Genomic DNA, 20,330 nt, shown 5'->3' with positions numbered 1-20,330 from the left:
CGACCGGAGGGGACGGGGGAACCGACCGCGTGGACGAGCCGGGCAGGCGGGTGCTCAACGACCGCTACGAGCTGGACTCGCTGATCGCCTCGGGCGGGATGGGCGAGGTCTGGCGCGGCCGGGACGTCCTGCTCGGCCGGCCGGTCGCGGTCAAGCTGCTGCACAGCGAGTACAGCGGCGACCCGACCTTCCTCGCCCGGTTCCGGGCCGAGGCCACGCACGCCGCAGCGCTGAGCCACCCCAACATCGCCGCCGTCTACGACTACGGCGAGGTGACGTCCGAGCGGGACGGCGAGCACCTGGCCTACCTGGTGATGGAGCTCGTGCAGGGCGCGCCGCTGTCCACGCTGCTGCGCGAGGAGGGGCCGCTCAGCCCCGAGGCGACGCTGTCGGTGCTGCGGCAGACCGCCGTCGCCCTCGCCGAGGCCCACCACGTCGGTCTGGTCCACCGCGACGTCAAGCCGGGCAACATCCTCGTCGGCCCGGACGAGCAGGTGAAGATCACCGACTTCGGCATCGCCTGGTCGGCGGGGAGCGTCCCGCTCACCGAGGCCGGGCAGGTGCTGGGCACGCCGCAGTACCTGTCCCCGGAGATCGCGGTGGGCGAGCAACCCACCCCGGCCAGCGACGTGTACTCCCTCGGTCTGGTCGGCTACGAGTGCTTGACCGGCGAGCCGGCCTTCGACGGGGACAACCCCGTGACGGTCGCGCTCAAGCAGGTCAACGAGGAGCCCGAACCGCTGCCCGACGACCTGCCGGCCGGGCTCCGCGAGCTCGTCGACGAGGCCGTGGCCAAGGACCCCGGCTCGCGCATCCCGGACGGCGACGCGTTCGTGGCCGCGATCGACCGGGTCCGGGCCGGGCGCCCGCTCGACGACCCGGCACGCACCCGGGCGGTCCCGCTGGTCGCGCGACCGGCGGTCGCGCGGCACCGGCCGCCGGCGGGCTCACGGCGGCGGCTGCGGACGGTGCTGCCGGTCGTCTGCGCGCTGCTCGCCGGGATCGCCGGCGTCCTCGGGCTGGGGCTGCTCGGCGACGACGACCCGCCTCGGTCCGGCACCGCGGCGCAGCAGCAGCAGCAGCAGACGATCGAGCTCGACGGTCAGGACTACGTGGGGCGGCCGGTCGACGACGTCGCCCTCCAGCTGACCGGGTTGGGGCTGACCGTGGACCGGCAGGCGCAGGACGCGCCCGACGTCGCCCCCGGGCACGTCACCCAGCTGGACCCGATCGGCCGTGCGCTGCACGCGGGGGACGCCGTGACGGTCTTCTTCGCCGACGGCTCGTCCGCTCCCGTCGTGGACGTCCCGGCGACCGGGGTCACCGGGGTCGCCGCGCCGCCGACGCAGGCGCCGGACACCCGGCCCGCCGCCGGCAGCGACGCCGGCAGCGACGCCGGCAGCGACGCCGGCAGCGACGCCGGCAGCGACGCCGGCAGCGACGCCGGCACCGTCCCGGACACCGTCACCGTGCCCGCCCCGGCGACGGACAGCGCCCCCGGGACGGCGGCCCCGGCGGCTCCGACGGAGAGCAGCCCGGTCCAGGGCAGCCCGACCGAGGCCGGGTCGACGGGCACCGGTCCCGCGGACGGCACGCCCACCGACAGCAGCCCCACCGACGGCACCCCCACCGACGGCACCCCCACCGGCAGCACGCCCACGGCCGCCCCGTCGGAGAGCGCCGGCGACAGCGCGGCCCCCACCTCCGCGTCGGACGCCGGCTCGAGCGCGCCGACGTCCTCGCCCGCGCCGACCTCGTCCGAGGCTGCGCCGTCGTCCTCGGCAGCCGGGTCGGCGTCCGCCGGGAGCTCCTCGGTGGTCCCGCCGGAGGACGGCGGCAGCTCCGCGCCGGCCGGCGACTGGTCCGGCCAGGGTGGCCGGGGCGACCGGGGCGGCGGCTGACCCCGGGTTGCCGCGGACGTCGGGACCGGTGGAGGGTTGCCGGGTGCTCACACATGACCAGGCCCTGTCCCTGCTGCAGGTCGCCCGCGAGGAGTCCACGAAGCTCGGCGTCCCGATGTCCTTCGCCGTCATGGACTCCGCCGGCCACCTCCTGGCGCTGATCCGGATGGACGGGGCCCCGTGGATCTCCACCGACGTGGCCCAGGGCAAGGCGTGGACGGCGGCCGCGTACGGCGCACCCAGCGCCGCGCAGAAGGCGAAGATGGAGCCGATGCCGAACTTCGCCACGGCGGTGACGGCGATGACCCACGGCCGGTTCACCCCGCAGACCGGCGCGGTGCCGGTGTACTCCGACGGGGAGCTGGTCGGGGCCCTGGGCGGCAGCGGCGGCACCGGTCAGCAGGACGAGGACGTCTGCGCCGCCGCGGTGGAGGCCAGCGGGTACTCCGTCAGCTGACGCCGGGAGCATCGCAGGGAGCGCCAGCGCAGGTGGTCCTCAGCTGACCTCGGCGGGACTCACCTCCGGTGTCCGCAGGCCGATCCTGCGGAGCTCCAGCCCGGCCAGCGCGCGCAGCGCCGCCGGGTCGCCCGCCCGCCAGCCGGCCCCGGTGCCGGCCGGCAGGCGGGCCAGCTGCGGGAGCGGGGCGGTGGCCATCGCCCGGGCCGCCAGCAGCTCGAGGTCCGGGAGGCCGTCCGCACCGGAGGTCAGCAACCGGTCCGCGGCGGTGGCCTCCCGCAGCCAGCCCGTACGCCAGCGCAGCCAGCGCACCAGGAGCCAGCCGACCGGCAGCACCACCAGCACGACGGCCAGCACCGCTGCCAGGGTGTGCACGGCCTCCGAGGCGTCCGTGCCCGCGCCGGTGACCGAGCCGCCCGCGTCGCTCAGCGCACCGAAGGGCTGGGCCAGCTCGTCACCGACCACCGGGACGCCGTCGGCCGCGCCGGCCGCCGAGTCCATCGAGTCCGAGATGGACCGGCCCAGGTCGGCGACGGCCCGGCCCGGTTCGGCCAGCACCAGCACCGCCCCGTGCACCACCCGGGCGACCAGCACCCACAGCACCGCCCAGGCCAGCAGCCCGGCGTCGGCGGCCAGCTGACGGGTGCGGTGGTCGGGTCGGTCGGCGTACAGGCGCATCGGTGCGGCTCCCTCGGCGGGGTCGGACGGGTCTCGGGCGGGTTCTGAGGATCGTCCGGCACCGCGGCGTCCGGGGCGATCCGGACCGAGCAAGAACGGTCGGGCGCGGAGCGGGCCCGACCCACGAGACTCGCCCCATGACCGAGGACGTGCCCACCGGCCGCGACCGGCTGCGCGAGCTGCTCGACGCGGTGCTGGACGAGGACAACCGGACGCTCACCGAGATGGCCGGGGACGCCTTCTCCTCGCCCTGGCACTTCAGCCGGCAGGTGGCCCGGGGTGCCGGGGAGTCGCCGGTGGCGCTGCGCCGGCGGGTGGAGCTGGAGCGCGCGGCGTGGCAGCTGCAGGGCGGACGCAGCGTGACCGAGGTGGCGTTCGCCGCCGGGTACGAGTCGGTGGAGGGCTTCAGCCGGGCGTTCTCCCGGGCCTACGGCCGCTCGCCCGGGCACCGGCCGGCCGATCCGGGACCCACCACCCGGGACGGGCACTGGCTGCCGGCGCCCAACGGCGTCCACTTCCACCCGCCCACCTCGCTGTGGGTGACCGGCGAGCAGGGCGCCCGCGGTGGCGACGAGGTCACCGCGCTGCTGGTGCACCACGCGCTGGAGGACACCCGCGCGCTGCTGGACCTGGCCAAGGGGCTGCCCGCCGACGAGTACCGGCGGTCCCGCGCGCCGGGCTGGCAGGTGCTGAGCTGGGACGGCCCCGAGGAGTCGCTCGCCGCGGTGCTGGAGCACCTGGTGCGGACGACGGAGGTCTGGCTGGCCTCGGTCGAGGGAGCCGACCACCCGGCGCGCGGCGCGGACGACCCGGCCGCCCTGCTCGCCCGGCACGACGAGGCCGCGCCCCGCTGGCTGGCGTTCGTCCGGGACGTGTCCCGGCGCGCCGCCTGGGGCGACCGGCTGGTCGACGCGCTGTGCGACCCGCCGGAGACCTTCGTGCTGGGCAGCGTGATCGCCCACGTGCTCACCTTCGGCGCGCACCGCCGGCAGCTGGCCCGGGCCTGGTTCCGGGAGGCCGGGATGCCGGTGGACGCCGGTGACCCGATCGACTGGTTGAGGAGGAGGACCTCGTGACCCGGACCGTCTACTACACCGCCACGTCGCTGGACGGCTTCATCGCCACCGTCGACCACTCGCTGGACTGGCTGCTCAGCCGGCAGACCGACGCCGACGGGCCGATGGGCTACGACGGCTTCATCGCCGGGGTGGGTGCCGTGGCGATGGGCGCGACGACCTACCTGTGGGTCCGCGAGCACGAGCCGGACTGGACGCCGGAGCGGCCCACCTGGGTCTTCAGCCACCGGGACCTGCCGCTGCTGCCGGGCGTGGACCTGCGCCTCACCGCCGAGGACCCGGCGCGGGTGCACGCCGACATGGTCGCCGCCGCGGCCGGGCGGGACGTCTGGATCGTCGGCGGCGGGGACCTCGCCGGCCAGTTCGCCGACCGCGGGCTGCTGGACGAGCTGGTGGTCGCCATCGCCCCGGTGACCCTCGGCGGCGGGGCGCCGCTGCTGCCGCGCCGGGTCGAGCTGGCGGTGCAGGAGGTCGCCCGCAACGGCGAGCTGGTCGGCGTGCGGTACACGGTCGAGCGACCCCCGCCCCCCGCCTGACCCCCGACCGGGGGACGGCGACGGGCCGACGTCCCGGCGGGACACCGACGTGACCTCGATCATGCCTACACTCCGGCCGAGGCCGGCCCCGACCGGGCCGCCCGTCACTGGAGCGCCGCCGGCAACCCCGGGGACGCCCGCCGAACCGGGAGCTGGGATCTGAGGATGAAGGTCGGAGTCGCTCGAGAGGTCAAGAACCGCGAGTACCGGGTCGCGCTCACCCCCTCCGGGGTGACCGAGCTGGTGGCGGCCGGGCACGACGTGCTGGTCGAGCACGACGCCGGGGCCGGGTCGTCCATCCCGGACCGGGACTTCACCGCGGCAGGGGCGAAGATCCTCAGCACCGCCGACGACGTGTGGGGGGAGGCGGACCTGCTGCTGAAGGTCAAGGAGCCCGTGGCCGAGGAGTACGGCCGGCTGCGCGCCGACCAGACGCTGTTCACCTACCTGCACCTGGCCGCCTCCCGCGAGTGCACCGACGCGCTGCTCGCCTCGGGCACCACCGCGATCGCCTACGAGACGGTGCAGACCGACGGCGGCGCGCTGCCGCTGCTCGCCCCGATGTCGGAGGTCGCCGGCCGGATGGCCCCGCAGGTCGGTGCGCACACGCTCGAGCGGGCCTCCGGCGGCCGGGGTGTGCTGCTGGGCGGGGTGTCCGGCGTGCACGCGGCCAAGGTCGTCGTCATCGGCGCCGGGGTCTCCGGGATGAACGCGGCCACGATCGCCCTGGGCATGCAGGCGCAGGTCACCGTGCTCGACCGCGATCTGGAGAAGCTGCGGGCCGCCGACCAGCTCTACCGCGGCCACCTGCAGACCGTCTCCTCCAACGCCCTGGAGGTCGAGCGGGCGGTGCTCGAGGCCGACCTGGTGATCGGCGCCGTCCTGGTGCCCGGCGCGAAGGCGCCCACGGTGGTGAGCACCGAGCTGGTGTCCCGGATGAAGCCCGGCTCGGTGCTCGTCGACATCGCCGTCGACCAGGGCGGCTGCTTCGAGGACAGCCGGCCGACCACCCACGACGACCCGACGTTCACCGTCCACGAGTCGGTCTTCTACTGCGTCGCAAACATGCCCGGCGCGGTGCCGCACACCTCGACCTACGCGCTGACCAACGTGACGCTGCCCTACGTGCTGGCCCTGGCCGGCTCCGGCACCGCGACGGCGCTGGCTGCCGACCCGGCGCTGGCCCGCGGCGCCAACGTGGCCGGCGGGCAGCTGGTGCACGCCGGCGTCGCCGAGGCACACGGGCTGCCATCGGTCCGGTGGCAGGAGGTGCTGTCCTGACGGCCGTCACGAGTGCCGGCCCGGCCGTCGAACGGGTCGTCACCGGCTACCTCGACCACCTGACCGTGGAGCGCGGCCTCGCCGGCAACACGATCGCCTCCTACCGCCGGGACCTGCGCCGGTACGCGGAGTTCCTGTCCGCCGGTGGCGTCGAGGGGCTCGGCGAGGTGGGGGAGTCCGACGTCGCCGCGTTCCTGGTCGCGTTGCGGCAGGGCGACGACGTGCACCCGCCGCTGTCGGCGACGTCGGCGGCCCGGGCGGTGGTCGCCGTCCGCGGCCTGCACCGGTTCGCGCTGCTCGACGGGCTGGTGGTCGACGACGTCGCCGCCCAGGTGAAGCCCCCGGCACCGGCGCGGCGGCTGCCCAAGGCGATCCCGGTCGAGCAGGTCGAGGCGCTGCTGACCGCGGCCGCGGCGGTCGAGGGCCCGCGCGGGCTGCGGGACCGGGCGCTGCTGGAGCTGCTGTACGGCACCGGCGCGCGGATCTCCGAGGCGGTCGGGCTCGCCGTCGACGACCTGGACCTCGCCTCGGCGGCGGTGCGGCTGGCCGGCAAGGGCGGCAAGGAGCGGGTCGTGCCGGTCGGCAGCTACGCCGTCCGCGCCGTCGAGGACTACCTGGTGCGGGCCCGGCCGGCGCTGGCCACGAAGGCCCGGGCCGGGGTGCGCGGGGGAGCGCTGTTCCTCAACGCCCGCGGTGGGCCGCTGTCCCGGCAGAGCGCCTGGTCGATCCTCCGCGAGGCCGCCGAGCGGGCGGGGATCTCCGCGGAGCTGTCACCGCACACGCTGCGGCACTCCTTCGCCACCCACCTGCTCGACGGCGGCGCCGACGTCCGCGTGGTGCAGGAGCTGCTCGGCCACGCCTCGGTGACCACCACCCAGGTCTACACGCTGGTCACCGTCGAGCGGCTGCGCGAGGTCTACGCGACCAGCCACCCCCGCGCGCTGCGCTGAGCTCAGGGCGCGGCGGCCAGCAGCCCGCGGACCAGGGCCGCGTGCTCGGGACGGGCCGGACCCGTGTGGTGCCACGTCGCGGCCAGGCCGAGCGCGACGACCCGGCCGGTGCCGACCAGCGCCCGGACCGCGATCAGCAGCTCGTCGACCCGCACCCCGCCGGCCGCCGGGTACAGCAGGTCCGGGACCTCGGCCGGCGTGCACACGTCGACGTCCACGTGCACGTACAGGTCGCCGTCCGGGACGACGCCGCCCAGGTCGGCGACCGGGGTGCGGGTGACGGCGGAGCCGGCCAGCAGCCGGTGCTCGCCGGGGTCGGTGTCCCGGGCGTCGACCAGCACCACGCGCTCCTCCGCGACCGGTCGCAGCCCCAGCGCCGCCGGGAGGGCCAGGTCGCCCCTGCCGACGGCCAGCGACAGCGGCATCCCGCCGAGGTAGCCCGACGTCGTGGTGTCCACGGTGTGGAAGTCGGCGTGCGCGTCGAACCAGACGACGGCCGGGTCCCGCCCGGCCCGCTGCAGCCCGGCCAGCACCCCGAGGCTCGTGGTGCAGTCCCCGGAGGCGACGACCGCACCTCCCTCGCCGACGGCGTCCGCGACCTGCTCGTACAGCGCCGCCATCCGGGTCCACGGGTCGCCGGCCGGGAGGTCGGCGGTCACCTCCCGGTCGGCAGGAACGCCCAGGTCGAAGGGGTCGAGGCGCTCGTCGAGGTGGTAGGGGACGGCCAGCAGCAACATGTCGACAAGTTTCCTCGGCGTTCCAGTCACGGGAGCCGTGCACCCTGCCGAGAAGAGGAGTGGGAGAACGGGTCGGCGGCTTCCCCGCTGGTCGTGCGGGCTCCTGCCGTGGCCGCACCCGGCCCACGGTCCGCTCAGCACTCAGGGAAGAGGCACAGACGATGTCGACACGAGCCGAGGCGGCGGCTTCCGCCGTCGCGCTCCCGCGCGGAGGGGCCATGGCGGGCGACGCCGAGATGGGCATCCCGACGAGCCGCGTCGACCCCGCCAAGGCGCGGCAGCGGAAGCTGCCCGACCCGAAGCCGATCAGCTCGCACGGCCCGGCCCGGATCATCGCCATGTGCAACCAGAAGGGCGGCGTCGGCAAGACGACGTCGACCATCAACCTGGGCGCCGCGCTGGTCGAGCAGGGCCGCCGCGTGCTGCTGGTCGACCTGGACCCGCAGGGCGCGCTGTCGGTCGGCCTCGGCATCCCTGCCCAGCACCTGGACCGGACCGTGTACAACGCGCTGATGGAGCCGCGGACGACGCTGGCCGACGTGCGGGTGGCCACCGAGATCGCCGGACTGGACCTGGTGCCCAGCAACATCGACCTGTCCGCTGCCGAGGTGCAGCTGGTCAGCGAGGTCGCCCGCGAGCAGACCCTGATGCGGGTGCTCGCCTCGGTCCGCGACGAGTACGACTACGTGCTCATCGACTGCCAGCCCTCGCTCGGGCTGCTGACGGTCAACGCGCTCACCGCCGCGCAGGGCGTGATCATCCCGCTGGAGTGCGAGTTCTTCTCGCTGCGCGGGGTCGCGCTGCTGGTGGACACGATCGACAAGGTCAAGGAGCGGCTCAACCCGTCGCTGGAGATCGACGGGATCCTGGCCACCATGTACGACACGCGGACCGTGCACTGCCGCGAGGTGTTCAGCCGGGTCGTCGAGGCCTTCGGCGACACCGTGTTCCAGACCGTCATCAGCCGCACGGTGCGGTTCCCCGAGACCACGGTGGCCGGGCAGCCGATCACCCAGTGGGCCCCCACGTCGTCGGGCGCCGCGGCGTACCGGGATCTCGCCAAGGAGGTCATCGCACTGTGACTCGCCGCCCCGTGCTGCCGGGTGCCGCCGAGCTGTTCCGCCGGACCGACGTCCCGGCGCCCTCGCCCGCGCCGGTCACCGAGCTGTCGACCCTCGCGGCCGCCCAGTCCTCACCCGCGCTGCGCAGCAGCGCCGCGTCCCGGGGGGCGGACGAGGACGAGCTGCCGGCCTCCCCGCCGCTGACCCTGGTGCCGGACGTCGCCGGCGGTGCGCCGCGGATCGTCGTCGACGAGCTGGCCGCGCACCGGTCGACCCTGCCGGCGGCACCGCCGAAGCAGGTGACCCGGGCGAGCAGCTCGAAGGGGCGCGCCCGGCACGAGGAGAAGATCACCGTCTACTGCTCGGCCGACGAGCTGCTGGCCCTGGAGACCGCGCGGCTGGCGCTGCGCGGTCAGCACGGGGTGGCCGCCGACCGTGGCCGGATCGTCCGCGAGGCGATCGCCGTGGTGCTGGCCGACCTCGAGGTGCACGGCGAGGACTCGGTCCTGGTCCGCCGGCTGCGCAAGTAGGCCGTCGACCGACCGAGGTCCCCGGGCGTCTCTAGGCTGTGACGGTGACGGCGGCGGGGTCCGAGGGGGTCGGCCACGGGCGGTTCACCGTCCGGCTGGCCAACTTCGAGGGCCCGTTCGACCTGCTGCTGCAGCTGATCGGCCGGCACAAGCTGGACGTCACCGAGATCGCGCTGTCGACGGTCACCGACGAGTTCATCGCGCACCTGCGCGCGCTCGGTGACCAGCTGGACCTGGACCAGGCCAGCGAGTTCCTCGTCGTCGGCTCGACGCTGCTGGACCTCAAGGCCGCCCGGCTGCTGCCTGTGGCCGACGTCGAGGACGAGGACGACCTCGCCGTCCTCGAGGCGCGGGACCTGCTCTTCGCCCGGCTGCTGCAGTACCGCGCGTACAAGCGGGCCGCGGAGTTCCTGCGCCGGCGGGAGGCGGAGGCCGCGCGCCGGTTCCCGCGGGACGTGGCGCTGGAGCCGCGCTTCGCCCAGCTGCTGCCCGAGGTGCTGCTCGGGGTGACCCCGGAGCAGTTCGCGGCGCTGGCGCACGAGGCGCTGACCCCCAGACCACCGCCGACGGTGAGCGTCGCGCACCTGCACGCGCCGGCGGTGAGCGTCACCGAGCAGCTCGTGCTCGTCCGCAGCCGGATCGCCGCGGCGGGCACGGCGACCTTCCGCTCGCTGAGCAGCGACTGCGCGCACACGCTGGAGGTGGTCGCCCGGTTCCTCGCGCTGCTGGAGCTGTACCGGCAGCAGCTGGTGACCTTCGACCAGGTGGCGCCGCTGGGCGAGCTGCACGTGCGGTGGACCGGGCCGCAGCTGGTCGGCGGCCGGCTGCCGGAGGAGATCGAGGCCGCGATCGCGGACGACCTGGAGGAGTACGAGTGAGCGACGAGCCGGAGCAGCCGCGTCCGTTCTCCTGGGACGCGATCGCCGCCGAGGTGGCCGCCGGGCTGGAGGACGACGACGCGCTGCCTGCGGAGGGCTGGGACGTCGTCGCCCGGCAGCTGGCCGCGGGACTGGGCGCCCCGGCGGACCTCCCGTTGGCTGTCGACCCGTTGGTCGACCCGGCGGCCGCAGAGGAGGCGGCGACGGTGGAGGAGGCGCCGGCGCTGTCCTTCGGACGGGCGCCCGCGGCACCGCCAGTGGAGCTGGAGGTGGTGCCCGAGCCGGAGGCCGCGGTGGAGGAGGCTGCACCGGACGTCGCGCCGATGCAGCAGGAGCTGGACCTCGACCTGGACTTGGACCCGGTGGTGCTGCGGGGCGGCCTGGAGGCGCTGCTGTTCGTCGTGGACGCGCCGGTCGACGAGGTGACCCTCGCCGACGCGCTGCGGTGCCCGGTACCCCGGGTGCGCCGGGAGCTTGCCGCGCTGGCCGCCGACTACGACGAGCGGCGGGCCGGGATCGTGCTCCGCCGGGTGGGGGAGGGGTGGCGGCTGTACACGCGGGAGGCGCACGCGCCGGTCGTCGAGCGGCACCTGCTGGGGGGCCAGCGCAACCGGCTGACCCAGGCGGCGCTGGAGACCCTGGCCGTCATCGCCTACCGGCAGCCGGTGACCCGGGCGCGGGTGTCGGCGATCCGCGGGGTGGGGGTGGACGCCGTGGTGCGCACGCTCACCTCGCGCGGGCTGATCCGGGAGGCGGGCTCGGACCCGGACACCGGCGGTGGGCTGTACGTGACGACGCCGCTGTTCCTGGAGCGGCTGGGGCTGACCGGCCTGGACGAGCTGCCCGAGCTCGCGCCGCTGCTGCCGGACGCCGGTTCCCTCCTCGACGAGCACCCGGACGCCTGAGCGGGAGGCTCGGGCGTCCGGGGTGCAGCGCTCAGTTCGACCCGGTCTTCTCCTTCTCGTACCGCTCGGTCATGGTGGCCACCGCCTGCATCTGCGCGGCCGCGTAGTCCTCGCGCTTGCCGGTGGCGTGGGCCTTGGCGTCGAGCGTCTGCTGCGCGTGCGAGACCGCCCCGCCCTGGAAGTGCGGCATCACGTGCTGGGCGATGAGCTCCCACGAGCGCTTCGTCGCCTCGGGGTTCGCCCACTCGTGGCCGAGCAGCAGCAGGCAGCCGAAGCCGCCGGACTGGTCCCAGAGCCGCTGGACCTGCGCGCGGGCGTCCTCTACGGTCCCGATCGCGCCGACGCCGGCCTCGTTGATGAAGTCGATCATCTCCTTGGCGTCGCCGCCCTCGACCGCCATCTGCGGGAACGCGGCGGTCTTCTGGAAGTAGCGGAACCAGGTCTCGATGCCGAACTGGACGTCGCGGTAGGCCTGCTCACGGGTCTCGGCCACGTGCATGAGCCCCACCAGCCGCCAGTCGTTGCGGGACACCGTCTGCCCGAAGTGGGCGGCCCGCTCCTCGACCACGTTCCAGTGGTGGGCGAGCGCGTCGAAGCCGTCCTTGGTGAGCGTGGCGCCGATCGAGAGCAGGCCGATGCCGTGGCGGCCGGCCATCCGCGGTCCGGTGGGGGAGGCGACCGCAGCGACGGAGATGTCGAAGCACGGCTGGGTGTAGGGCCGTAGGTGCAGGCGGGCGTTGACCAGTTCGTGGGTCCGGGTCTTCTCGGTGACCGTCTCACCGCGGAGCAACCGCATGATGATGTCGAGGTCGACCTCCATCAGCTCGCGGGTGTCGGTCGGGTTGAGCCCCAGCATCATCGAGTCGGTGGGCAGCGACCCCGGTCCGCAGCCGAGCATGGACCGGCCCCGGGTGAGGTGGTCCAGCAGCACCATGCGCTCGGCCACCCAGAGCGGGTTGTGGTAGGCGATGGACGTGACGCCCGTGCCGAGCTTGATGCGGCGGGTCCGTTCGGCGGCCGCGGCGATGAAGATCTCCGGGGAGGCGATGATCTCGGTGCCGGCCGAGTGGTGCTCGCCGATCCACGCCTCGTCGTAGCCGCACCGGTCCAGGTGCTCGATGAGCTCGAGGTCCCGCTGGAGCGCCAGGGTCGGGTTCTCCCCGGCCGGGTGGAACGGGGCCAGGAACGTGCCGAAGCGCAGTCGGTCCATGGAGTCCTCCTCGACGATGGGTGACCTGTCTCACACCGCGGCCAGTCTCGGGGTGGGGGAGGTCCGTGTCGAGAGGCGAGCAGATGTCCGGGCGGACCGGCGACGTCTGTGGTCAGACCCGGAGGAGTGGTCCGATGAGGATCTCGGTGCCGTCGGGGCGGTAGGTGTGCCATCGGCCGCCGGGATCTCGTTCGATCCGGAACCCGTGATGCACCTTGGTGTGGTGGCGTTCGCAGAGCAGCCCGGAGTTCTCCAGGCTGGTCTCCCCGCCGAACAGCCAGTGGATGAGGTGGTGCACCTCGCACCAGTGGGTCGGGGCGTCGCAGCCGGTGAACACGCAGTGCCCGTCCCGCTGCTCGACGGCCTTGCGCAGGCCGGGGGTGACCACCCGGTGGTCCCGGCCCAGGTCCAGCGGCACCCCGTCGGGGCCCATCACGATGCGGGAGATGGCACCGTCGCAGGCCAGCCAGCGGGCGCGGGCGGCGGAGATCTGCGCGCCGAAGCCGGTGCGGGCCGCACCCGGGCCGGTGGCGGGGTCGACCACGTCCTCCAGCCCGACTTCGAGGACCACCTGGGGCTTGACGGTGCGCAGCAGCGGCAGGTTCCCCGACGCCAGGGCGTTGTCGCAGAGCTGGACGAGGGCGTCGGCCTGCTGCTGGGCGCGGGTCCGGGTGTCGCCCTGGGGGCGGGCGGCTTGCACGATGGCCTCGATCGCGGCCCGCACCTTCTCGAACCCCACCGCGTCCAGGTCGAAGCGGCCGGTGCCGCTGCCCTCGGCGTGCCGGGTGAACGACAACCGGCGCCCCTCGGTGGGGTCGGGTTCGGTGCCATCAGGGTCCAGGGCCTGCCGGTAGTGGTGCACCACCTGCGGCAGCCGGTCATGGGCCTCACCCTCGGCGACGGCGACCAGCGCCCGGTCCACCGCCCCGAGGTCGACGTCCTGCTCGTCGGCGGCGGCCCGCTCCGCCTCCCCGGCGATGGGGGCGATGGTCGCGACCTGGGCGGCGGTGAGGCTGCCGGCGGCGAACGCCGCCGCGGTGGCCGGCAGGTGCTCCAACGCCCGGCCCGACCGCACCAGCCGCCCGGCCTCACCGGCGGTCAGGTGGCCGTGCCCGCGCAGCCAGGAGGCCACCGTCTTCTTGCCGTCGTGCTCAGCGGCGCCCGTGGAGTCGGCGTGCCGGACGGTGCGGGTCAACTCCGCGTTGGCCCGGTTGACCACGGTCACCAGCAGGGTGGCCCGGTCCAGCACCGCACCCGGGGGAAGGGCGAAGAGGTCCTCAGCGGCCAGGGCGTCCAGCGCGGACTGCAACTCCCCCACCGGACACCTCCTCCACCGCTTCGAACACGTGTACGGAGTCTAGCGCTGCGAGAGAGGCGCAACAAGACGAATTCGCAGGTCAAAGGCCTGTCCACAGATCGGGAGAGGCCCTTGACAGGGCGCCCGAGGCACAGAGTGACGCCAAAGGCGTGCTTCAGGCGACGAGAGGGGAACGATCGCGGAGGGAGTGCGCGGTGGGGAGGCGCTACCCGCCGGGAGGCTGCGTGCAGCGCGGTGATCGTCGCAGCGGGGAGGTGGGAGAATGGCGGGGATGAACACCTTCCCTGACGACGAGTCCACCACCGAGGGCGGCGAGGGTTGGTCCGAGGACATGGAGCTCGCGCCGTCGCACCCCCGCGACGCCGAGGCCACCAAGCCCGACGACGACCGCCCGGGGGAGCGGCTGCAGAAGGTGTTGGCCCGGGCCGGCGTCGGCTCCCGCCGCGTGTGCGAGGACATGATCGACGAGGGTCGGATCAGCGTGAACGGCAAGGTCGTCACCGTCCAGGGCATGCGCGTCGACCCGGACACCGCCGTCATCGCGATCGACGGCCGTCGCATCGACATCAGGAACGACAAGATCACCTATGCGATGAACAAGCCGTTCGGCGTCATCACCGCGATGAGCGACGACCGCAACCGGCCCACCGTCGGCGACATGATGGGCGACCTCGCCGCCGGCCTGGTGCACGTCGGCCGGCTGGACCAGGACACCGAGGGCCTGCTGCTGCTCACCACCGACGGCGAGCTCGCCCACCGGCTGGCGCACCCCTCCTACGAGGTCAAGAAGACCTACCTCGCGCAGGTCAGCGGCTCGGTGCCGCGGGACCTCGGGCGCCGGCTCCGCAACGGCGTCGAGCTCGAGGACGGCCCGGTCGCCGTCGACTCGTTCGACCTGGTGGACACCCACGCCGGGCAGTCGGTCGTGGAGATCGTCCTGCACGAGGGGCGCAAGCACATCGTCCGGCGACTGCTCGCCGAGGTCGGGCTGCCGGTCACCCGGCTCACCCGCACCGCCGTCGGCCCGATCGAGCTGGCCCGGATGCGCACCGGGACGATCCGGAAGCTGACCCGCTCGGAGGTCGGCGCCCTGCACGAGCTCGTAGGGCTGTGAAGACTCGTAGGGCTGTGAAGAAGGGCCCTCCTGCCCCCACCGCTCGCAAGCTCGCGGCGGGCCCCTGCAGGAGGGCCTGAGCTGGCTCGACTTCTACCGGGCCACTCTGATCGGCAAGTTCGACGGGCTCACCGACACAGCCGGACCGCCACCGCGACGCGCGGCCTGGACGAGACCAGCCCGTTCATGGGCGGGCAGGTCACGCTGCGCTGGGTCTCCAGCCACATGATCGCCGAGTAAGCCCGGCACGCCGGGCACGCCGGCCTGCTGCGCGAGCGCCTCGACGGCGCGACCGGCGCCTGACGAAGCCGTCGCTGTGCCCGCGTTCCCGGGTCAGCCGAGCCACCGCACCGGGTCGGCGAGGACGTCGCCGAGCGCCTGCAGGGCCGCGCCGCTGGCCCCGGCCGCCGGAGGGCCCGGGACGCTGGCCACCCGCGGCCGGCGCCACCGGGCGGAGAGCACGCGGCGGGCGAGGTGCTCCTCCAGCGCGGGGCCGAGCAGGTCGGCCAGCTCGGCCAGGTGCCCGCCGAGCACGACGGTCGGGATGCCCACCACGTTCACCACCCCGGCGAGTGCCACGCCGAGGGCCCACGCGCCGGTGTCCAGCGCTGCGACCGCCGCCGGGTCGCCGGCGGCGGCCAGCCGGACGAGGTCGCCGGGCGGGGCGTCCAGCGGCAGCCCGGCGGCGCGGAGCAGCGCGTGCCGGCCGGCGTAGAGCTCCAGGCACCCGGTGGAGCCGCAGCTGCAGGCCGGGCCGTCGGGGTCGACGCACACGTGGCCCACCTCGCCGGCCCAGCCGGAGCTGCCGGTGACCCGGCCGCCGAGGACGACGGCGCCACCGATGCCGATCTGGCCGGACAGGTACACGAAGTCGCGGTACGGCCCGGCCCGGCCCGGCGCCTCCTCGGCGACGGTGCGGGCGGCGAGGTCGGCCTCGTTGCCGGGGACGACGTCCTGGCCGGCCGGGAGGAACGGCGCGAGCAGGCCCGCCGGGGAGAGGTCGGACCAGCCGAGGTTGGGCGCGCGCAGCAGCACGCCGGCATCGGCGTCCACCACCCCGGGCAGGGCCAGGCCGGCCCCGACCAGGCAGGAGTCGGCCGGCAGGCCGGCGAGGACGTCCGCGGCCAGTGCGCCGAGGGCGGCCATCGTCGCCGCCGGGTCGGTGCCCCGGAAGTCGCCGGGCTCGACCCGCTCGGCGACCACCCGGCCGCGGAGGTCGACGACCCGGGCGGCGAGCAGCCCGGCGTCGGCCTGCAGCCCCAGCGCGGCGAAGCGGGCCCCGGGGACCAGCGGGGTGGCCGGGCGGCCGCGGCGGGGGAGCACCTCGCGCTCCACCTCGTCGAGCAGGCCACCGGCCACCAGCTCGTCGACCAGCCGGGCCGCCGTCGCCCGGGTCACCCCGGTGACGGCGGCGACGTCGGCGCGGGACAGCGGCCCGGCGGCAGCGCACACCGTGCGGAGCACCAGGGCCAGGTTCGCCGTCCGGACGGTGGACTGCCGGGCACTGCTCGGCGCCCCGGCCAGTCGCTGCGTCACGGGTTGAGGTTAGCCGCTCCCTGCATTATGTTTCGAGACAGAACAAAAGATCGCCCGGGTGGGCGACGCACTCCTGCTCCCCGCCCGCACCCCCAGCACCCCGCGAGAGGAACTCACTGATGAGCACCCTGCAGCCGACCCCCGAGGACAAGTTCAGCTTCGGCCTGTGGACGGTCGGCTGGACCGCCCGCGACCCGTTCGGTGACGCCACCCGTCCCGAGGTCGACGTGGTCGAGTCCGTGCACAAGCTCGCGGAGATGGGCGCCTACGGCGTCACCTTCCACGACGACGACGTGATCCCCTTCGGCAGCGACACCACCGCCCGCGACGAGCGCATCAAGCGCTTCCGCACCGCGCTGGACGAGACCGGCCTGGTCGTCCCGATGGTGACGACGAACCTGTTCACCCACCCGGTGTTCAAGGAGGGCGGCCTGACCGCCAACGACCGCGACGTGCGCCGCTTCGCGATGCGCAAGGTCATGCGGAACATGGACCTGGCCGCCGAGCTGGGGGCCAAGACCTACGTGCTGTGGGGCGGCCGCGAGGGCACCGAGGTCGACACCGCCAAGGACCTCATCGCCTCCCTGGACCGCTACGCCGAGGCGATCGACACCCTGGCCGCCTACTCCGAGGACCGCGGCTACGGCCTGCGCTTCGCCTTGGAGCCCAAGCCCAACGAGCCCCGCGGCGACATCTTCCTGCCCACCATCGGGCACGCGATCGCCTTCATCTCCAAGCTGCAGCACAAGGACCTCGTGGGGATCAACCCCGAGACCGGGCACGAGCAGATGTCGAACCTGAACTACACCCACGGCATCGCCGAGGCGATCTGGCTGGGCAAGCTGTTCCACATCGACCTCAACGGCCAGCACGGCCCGAAGTTCGACCAGGACCTGGTGTTCGGCCACGGCGACCTGCTGCAGGCCTTCTCCACCGTCGACCTGCTGGAGAACGGCGGCCCGGACGGTGGCCCCAGCTATGACGGCCCCCGGCACTTCGACTACAAGCCGATGCGCACCGAGGACATGGACGGCGTCTGGCGCTCGGCCGCGGCGAACATGCACACCTACCTGCTGCTCAAGGAGCGCGCCGCGGCGTTCCGCGCCGACCCGGAGGTGCAGGAGGCGCTGGCCGCGGCCCGGGTGCCCGAGCTGCGTCAGCCCACCCTGGGCGAGGGTGAGACTTTCGAGGACCTGCTGGCCGACCGCTCGGCCCTCGAGGACTTCGACGCCGAGACCGTCGCCAAGCGCGGTGCCGGTGTCGTGCGGGTCGACCAGCTGATGGTCGAGCACCTGCTCGGCGCGCGCTGACATGACGCTGGTGGCCGGGGTCGACTCGTCGACCCAGTCGTGCAAGGTCGTCGTCCGGGACGCCGAGACCGGCGCCCTGGTCCGGGAGGGGCGCGCGCCGCACCCGGACGGCACGGAGGTCGACCCGGCCGCCTGGGCGTCGGCACTGGAGACGGCGATCGGCGAGGCCGGGGGCCTCGCCGACGTCGCCGCCGTCGCCGTCGGCGGACAGCAGCACGGGATGGTCTGCCTGGACGACGACGGCGCGGTCGTGCGGCCGGCGCTGCTGTGGAACGACACCCGCTCCGCGCAAGCCGCGACCGACCTGACCGCAGAGTTGGGCGGCGGGCAGGCCTGGGCCGACGCCGTCGGCCTGGTGCCGGTCGCCTCGTTCACCGTGACCAAGCTGCGCTGGCTGGCCGAGCACGAGCCGGCCAACGCGGCCCGGACGGCGGCGGTCTGCCTGCCGCACGACTGGCTGACCTGGCAGCTGGCCGGGCATCGCGGGGGTGGAGGGGCGGGTGGCCGGGAGAGCCTAGACGCACTGGTCACCGACCGCGGCGACGCCAGCGGCACCGGCTACTGGTCGCCGATCACCGGGGAGTACCGGCCCGACCTGCTGGAGCGCGCCTTCGGCAGCACGCCGGTGCTGCCCCGGGTGCTCGGCCCGGCCGAGCAGGCCGGGATGGTGGCCGGTGGGGGTGCGGTGCTGGGCCCGGGCACCGGGGACAACGCCGCCGCCGCGCTCGGCATCAACGCCGAACCCGGTGACGTCGTCGTCTCGATCGGCACCTCCGGGGTCGTCTCGACGGTCTCCACCACGCCGAGCGCCGACCCGTCCGGCACGGTCGCCGGGTTCGCCGACGCCACCGGCAACTTCCTGCCGCTGGCCGTCACGCTCAACGCCGCCCGCGTGCTGGACGCGACCGCCCGGCTGCTGGGCGTGGACCACGACGAGCTGTCCCGGCTGGCGCTGTCCGCGCCGGCCGGGTCGGGCGGCCTGGTCCTGGTGCCCTACCTCGAGGGCGAGCGGACCCCGGACCGCCCGCACTCCACCGGTGCGGTGCACGGGCTGACACTGACCACCGCCGAGCCCGCGTACCTGGCGCGCGCGGCGGTCGAGGGGCTGCTCTGCGGGCTGGCCGACGGGCTCAAGGCGATCGCCGCGCTGGGCAACCCGGTCCGCCGGGTGTTCCTGGTCGGCGGCGGCGCCCGGTCCGAGGCGGTCCGGAGGCTGGCGCCCGCCGTCCTCGGCGTGCCGGTGCTGGTGCCGCCGCCGGGGGAGTACGTCGCCGACGGCGCCGCCCGGCAGGCCGCCTGGGTGCTGGCCGGCGGGGACACGCCGCCGGTCTGGCCGGCGACCAGCACCGAGACCTACGAGGCGGACCCGGTGCCGCACGTCCGCGCGCGCTACGCCGAGGTCCGCGACCTCACGGCGCCGCAGGCGGGATGAGTCCCCGTCCCTGTCGCTGACGCAGAACTGTCGTCCCGGCGGGTTAGCGTCCGCGGCGTGCACAGGGGAGTCGTCGCCTCGCTGTGCCTGGTGCAGTTCGTCGACGTGCTGGTCGTCACCAGCGCGACGACCGCCATCCCGGCGGTCCTCGCCGACCTCGACGCCCCCGCCTCCGCCGCCGGGCCGATCGCCATCGCCTACCCGACGGCCTTCGGCGGCCTGCTGGTGCTCGGCGGGCGGCTCGGCGACCGGTACGGCCCGCGCCGGGTGCTGCTCGCCGGGCTGGTCGCCTTCACCGTGGCCGGGCTCGCCGGGGGCCTGGCCGCCGACGTCGTCCAGGTCGTCGGGGTGCGGGCGGTGCAGGGGGCCGCGGCCGCCGTCTCGGTGCCCTCGGCGCTGGCGCTGCTCCTGCACGTCAGCGCCGAGGGGCCGGAACGGACCACCGCGCTGGCCTGGTGGAGCGCGGCGGGTGCCGCGGCGGGGTCGACCGGTTTCCTGGTCGGTGGCGCGCTCACGGACGCCCTGGGCTGGCGTTCGGTCTTCTGGGGGACCGTGCCGGTCGGCGTCCTGCTGCTCGCCGTCGCCGTCCGGGCGCTGCCCGCGCCGCCGCCCCGGGACGCCGGCCGATCGCTGGACGGCGCCGGTGCGGTGCTGCTGGTGGCCGCGGCCACCGGCGTGGTGGCCGGTGCCTCGCTGCTGGAGCGCCCCGCGAGCCGGGCCGCCGGGGCGGCGCTGGTGCTGGCCGGACTGGGCGTCGGTGCGCTGTTCGCGGCGCAGCAGCGCCGGGCCGCAGCCCCGCTCGTCCCGGCACCGGCGGCCCGGTCGGCGGGCCTGCGCACCGGGACGGCGGTGTCGTTCGTGAACACCGCCACCACCACGTCGGCGGCGGTGCTGGCCACCCTGGTGCTGCAGGACGAGCTCGGCGCGAGCCCGCTGCAGGCCGGGCTGGTGCTGATGTCGATCAGTGCCGCGGTCGTCCCGGGCTCCGCGCTGGCCCGCCCGCTGGCGGCCCGCACCTCGCTGCGCCGGGTCGCCGCCATCGGCCTGGTGCTCATCGCAGTCGGGGACCTGCTGCTGGCCGCGAGCGCGGGGAGCAGGGCGGGGATCGTGGCCGGGGGCGTGGTGCTGGGGGTCGGCCTCGGCATCGCCTCGGTGGCGGCCAACCAGATCGGCACCTCGGTGCCGCCGGGGATCCAGGGCAGCGCCTCGGGCATCGTGAACACCGGGGCCCAGCTGGGCACGGCGATCGGGGTCGCCGTCCTGGTGCTGGTCGCCTCGGCCGGCTCGTACGGGCCGTTCTCCGGGACGGCGGTGGGCTGGACGGTCGCCGCGGCGGCGGCCGGCCTCACCGCGGTGCCGCTGGCCCTCCGGCGCTCGGCGGGGCAGGTGGCGGGGCCTCCGTAGACTCGGCCGAGGTGCA

Annotated in this window: 19 protein-coding genes; 14 read left to right on the top strand and 5 right to left on the bottom strand. The window is 75.1% G+C overall.

Annotated features, from left to right (window positions below; genetic code table 11):
• Nucleotides 1-29: 29 nt before the first annotated feature.
• Both FHL80_RS07050 and FHL80_RS07045 read left to right on the top strand, forming a co-directional pair.
• Nucleotides 30-1,901, top strand: coding sequence for a protein kinase domain-containing protein (locus FHL80_RS07050; protein WP_246078510.1), 1,872 nt, complete (start codon nt 30-32; stop codon nt 1,899-1,901).
• Nucleotides 1,902-1,944: 43 nt separating this feature from the next.
• On the top strand, nt 1,945-2,358 hold the full coding sequence (locus tag FHL80_RS07045) for a GlcG/HbpS family heme-binding protein (protein WP_246078509.1): 414 nt from the start codon (nt 1,945-1,947) through the stop codon (nt 2,356-2,358).
• A gap of 39 nt (nt 2,359-2,397) precedes the next feature.
• Here FHL80_RS07045 and FHL80_RS07040 read toward each other — a convergent pair whose 3' ends face one another.
• A complete protein-coding gene (locus FHL80_RS07040; protein ID WP_138732737.1) occupies nt 2,398-3,036 on the bottom strand; it encodes a hypothetical protein in 639 nt (212 codons plus the stop codon).
• Between the two features lie 137 nt (nt 3,037-3,173).
• Here FHL80_RS07040 and FHL80_RS07035 point away from each other — a divergent pair, with 137 nt between their 5' ends.
• From FHL80_RS07035 to xerD, 4 genes are all read left to right on the top strand, one after another.
• Nucleotides 3,174-4,112, top strand: coding sequence for a helix-turn-helix domain-containing protein (locus FHL80_RS07035; protein WP_138732736.1), 939 nt, complete (start codon nt 3,174-3,176; stop codon nt 4,110-4,112).
• Nucleotides 4,109-4,648, top strand: coding sequence for a dihydrofolate reductase family protein (locus FHL80_RS07030; RefSeq protein WP_138732735.1), 540 nt, complete (start codon nt 4,109-4,111; stop codon nt 4,646-4,648). The genes FHL80_RS07035 and FHL80_RS07030 overlap by 4 nt, the downstream gene beginning before the upstream one ends.
• A gap of 165 nt (nt 4,649-4,813) precedes the next feature.
• Nucleotides 4,814-5,929 (top strand): alanine dehydrogenase, encoded by a 1,116-nt coding sequence (gene ald, locus FHL80_RS07025; RefSeq protein ID WP_138732734.1) that lies wholly within the window; start codon nt 4,814-4,816, stop codon nt 5,927-5,929.
• Nucleotides 5,908-6,879 carry a site-specific tyrosine recombinase XerD gene (gene xerD, locus FHL80_RS07020; RefSeq protein WP_246078508.1) on the top strand — a complete coding sequence of 324 codons (972 nt, stop codon included), beginning with the start codon at nt 5,908-5,910 and terminating at the stop codon, nt 6,877-6,879. The genes ald and xerD overlap by 22 nt, the downstream gene beginning before the upstream one ends.
• Nucleotides 6,880-6,881: 2 nt before the next feature.
• On the opposite strand, the gene FHL80_RS07015 is transcribed toward xerD, so the two are convergent.
• Nucleotides 6,882-7,616, bottom strand: a complete 735-nt coding sequence (locus FHL80_RS07015; protein ID WP_138732733.1) for an arginase family protein — start codon at nt 7,614-7,616, stop codon at nt 6,882-6,884.
• A 218-nt stretch (nt 7,617-7,834) separates the two neighbouring features.
• Between FHL80_RS07015 and FHL80_RS07010 the strand changes: the two genes are divergently transcribed.
• From FHL80_RS07010 to scpB, 4 genes are read left to right on the top strand one after another with little or no spacing between them, the layout of a single operon-like run.
• Nucleotides 7,835-8,698: a ParA family protein gene (locus tag FHL80_RS07010; protein ID WP_246078507.1), complete on the top strand. Its 864-nt coding sequence runs from the start codon at nt 7,835-7,837 to the stop codon at nt 8,696-8,698.
• Nucleotides 8,695-9,207: a hypothetical protein gene (locus tag FHL80_RS07005; RefSeq protein WP_138732731.1), complete on the top strand. Its 513-nt coding sequence runs from the start codon at nt 8,695-8,697 to the stop codon at nt 9,205-9,207. The genes FHL80_RS07010 and FHL80_RS07005 overlap by 4 nt, the downstream gene beginning before the upstream one ends.
• Before the next feature lie 44 nt (nt 9,208-9,251).
• The gene (locus FHL80_RS07000; RefSeq protein ID WP_138732730.1) at nt 9,252-10,085 is read left to right on the top strand and encodes a segregation and condensation protein A; all 834 of its coding nucleotides are present in this window, start codon (nt 9,252-9,254) and stop codon (nt 10,083-10,085) included.
• Nucleotides 10,082-10,990: an SMC-Scp complex subunit ScpB gene (gene scpB, locus FHL80_RS26680; RefSeq protein ID WP_138732729.1), complete on the top strand. Its 909-nt coding sequence runs from the start codon at nt 10,082-10,084 to the stop codon at nt 10,988-10,990. The genes FHL80_RS07000 and scpB overlap by 4 nt, the downstream gene beginning before the upstream one ends.
• A gap of 31 nt (nt 10,991-11,021) precedes the next feature.
• Here the strand turns inward: scpB and FHL80_RS06990 are convergent, their stop codons facing one another.
• Together FHL80_RS06990 and FHL80_RS06985 are read right to left on the bottom strand one after the other, a co-directional pair.
• Entirely contained in the window at nt 11,022-12,200 is a 1,179-nt protein-coding gene (locus FHL80_RS06990; protein ID WP_138732728.1) for an LLM class flavin-dependent oxidoreductase, read from the bottom strand.
• Between the two features lie 112 nt (nt 12,201-12,312).
• Nucleotides 12,313-13,518 carry an HNH endonuclease signature motif containing protein gene (locus FHL80_RS06985; protein ID WP_138732727.1) on the bottom strand — a complete coding sequence of 402 codons (1,206 nt, stop codon included), beginning with the start codon at nt 13,516-13,518 and terminating at the stop codon, nt 12,313-12,315.
• 271 nt (nt 13,519-13,789) lie between these two features.
• Here FHL80_RS06985 and FHL80_RS06980 point away from each other — a divergent pair, with 271 nt between their 5' ends.
• Entirely contained in the window at nt 13,790-14,632 is an 843-nt protein-coding gene (locus FHL80_RS06980; RefSeq protein ID WP_216870503.1) for a pseudouridine synthase, read from the top strand.
• Nucleotides 14,633-14,965: 333 nt separating this feature from the next.
• On the opposite strand, the gene FHL80_RS06970 is transcribed toward FHL80_RS06980, so the two are convergent.
• Nucleotides 14,966-16,168, bottom strand: coding sequence for an ROK family transcriptional regulator (locus FHL80_RS06970; RefSeq protein WP_138732726.1), 1,203 nt, complete (start codon nt 16,166-16,168; stop codon nt 14,966-14,968).
• 119 nt (nt 16,169-16,287) lie between these two features.
• On the opposite strand from FHL80_RS06970, the gene xylA reads away from it, so the two are divergent.
• The 3 genes from xylA to FHL80_RS06955 are packed head-to-tail and all read left to right on the top strand — an operon-like array spanning nt 16,288 to nt 20,314.
• A complete protein-coding gene (gene xylA, locus FHL80_RS06965) occupies nt 16,288-17,478 on the top strand; it encodes a xylose isomerase (RefSeq protein ID WP_138732725.1) in 1,191 nt (396 codons plus the stop codon).
• Between the two features lies 1 nt (nt 17,479).
• Complete coding sequence (gene xylB / locus FHL80_RS06960) at nt 17,480-18,910, top strand: xylulokinase (protein WP_138732724.1); 1,431 nt, start codon at nt 17,480-17,482, stop codon at nt 18,908-18,910.
• 57 nt (nt 18,911-18,967) lie between these two features.
• Complete coding sequence (locus FHL80_RS06955) at nt 18,968-20,314, top strand: MFS transporter (RefSeq protein WP_138732723.1); 1,347 nt, start codon at nt 18,968-18,970, stop codon at nt 20,312-20,314.
• Nucleotides 20,315-20,330: the final 16 nt, after the last annotated feature.

Source organism: Modestobacter excelsi (assembly GCF_005930495.1).
GTDB classification, from domain to species: Bacteria; Actinomycetota; Actinomycetes; order Mycobacteriales; family Geodermatophilaceae; genus Modestobacter; species Modestobacter excelsi.
This window is presented reverse-complemented; position numbering and strand designations above follow the sequence as displayed.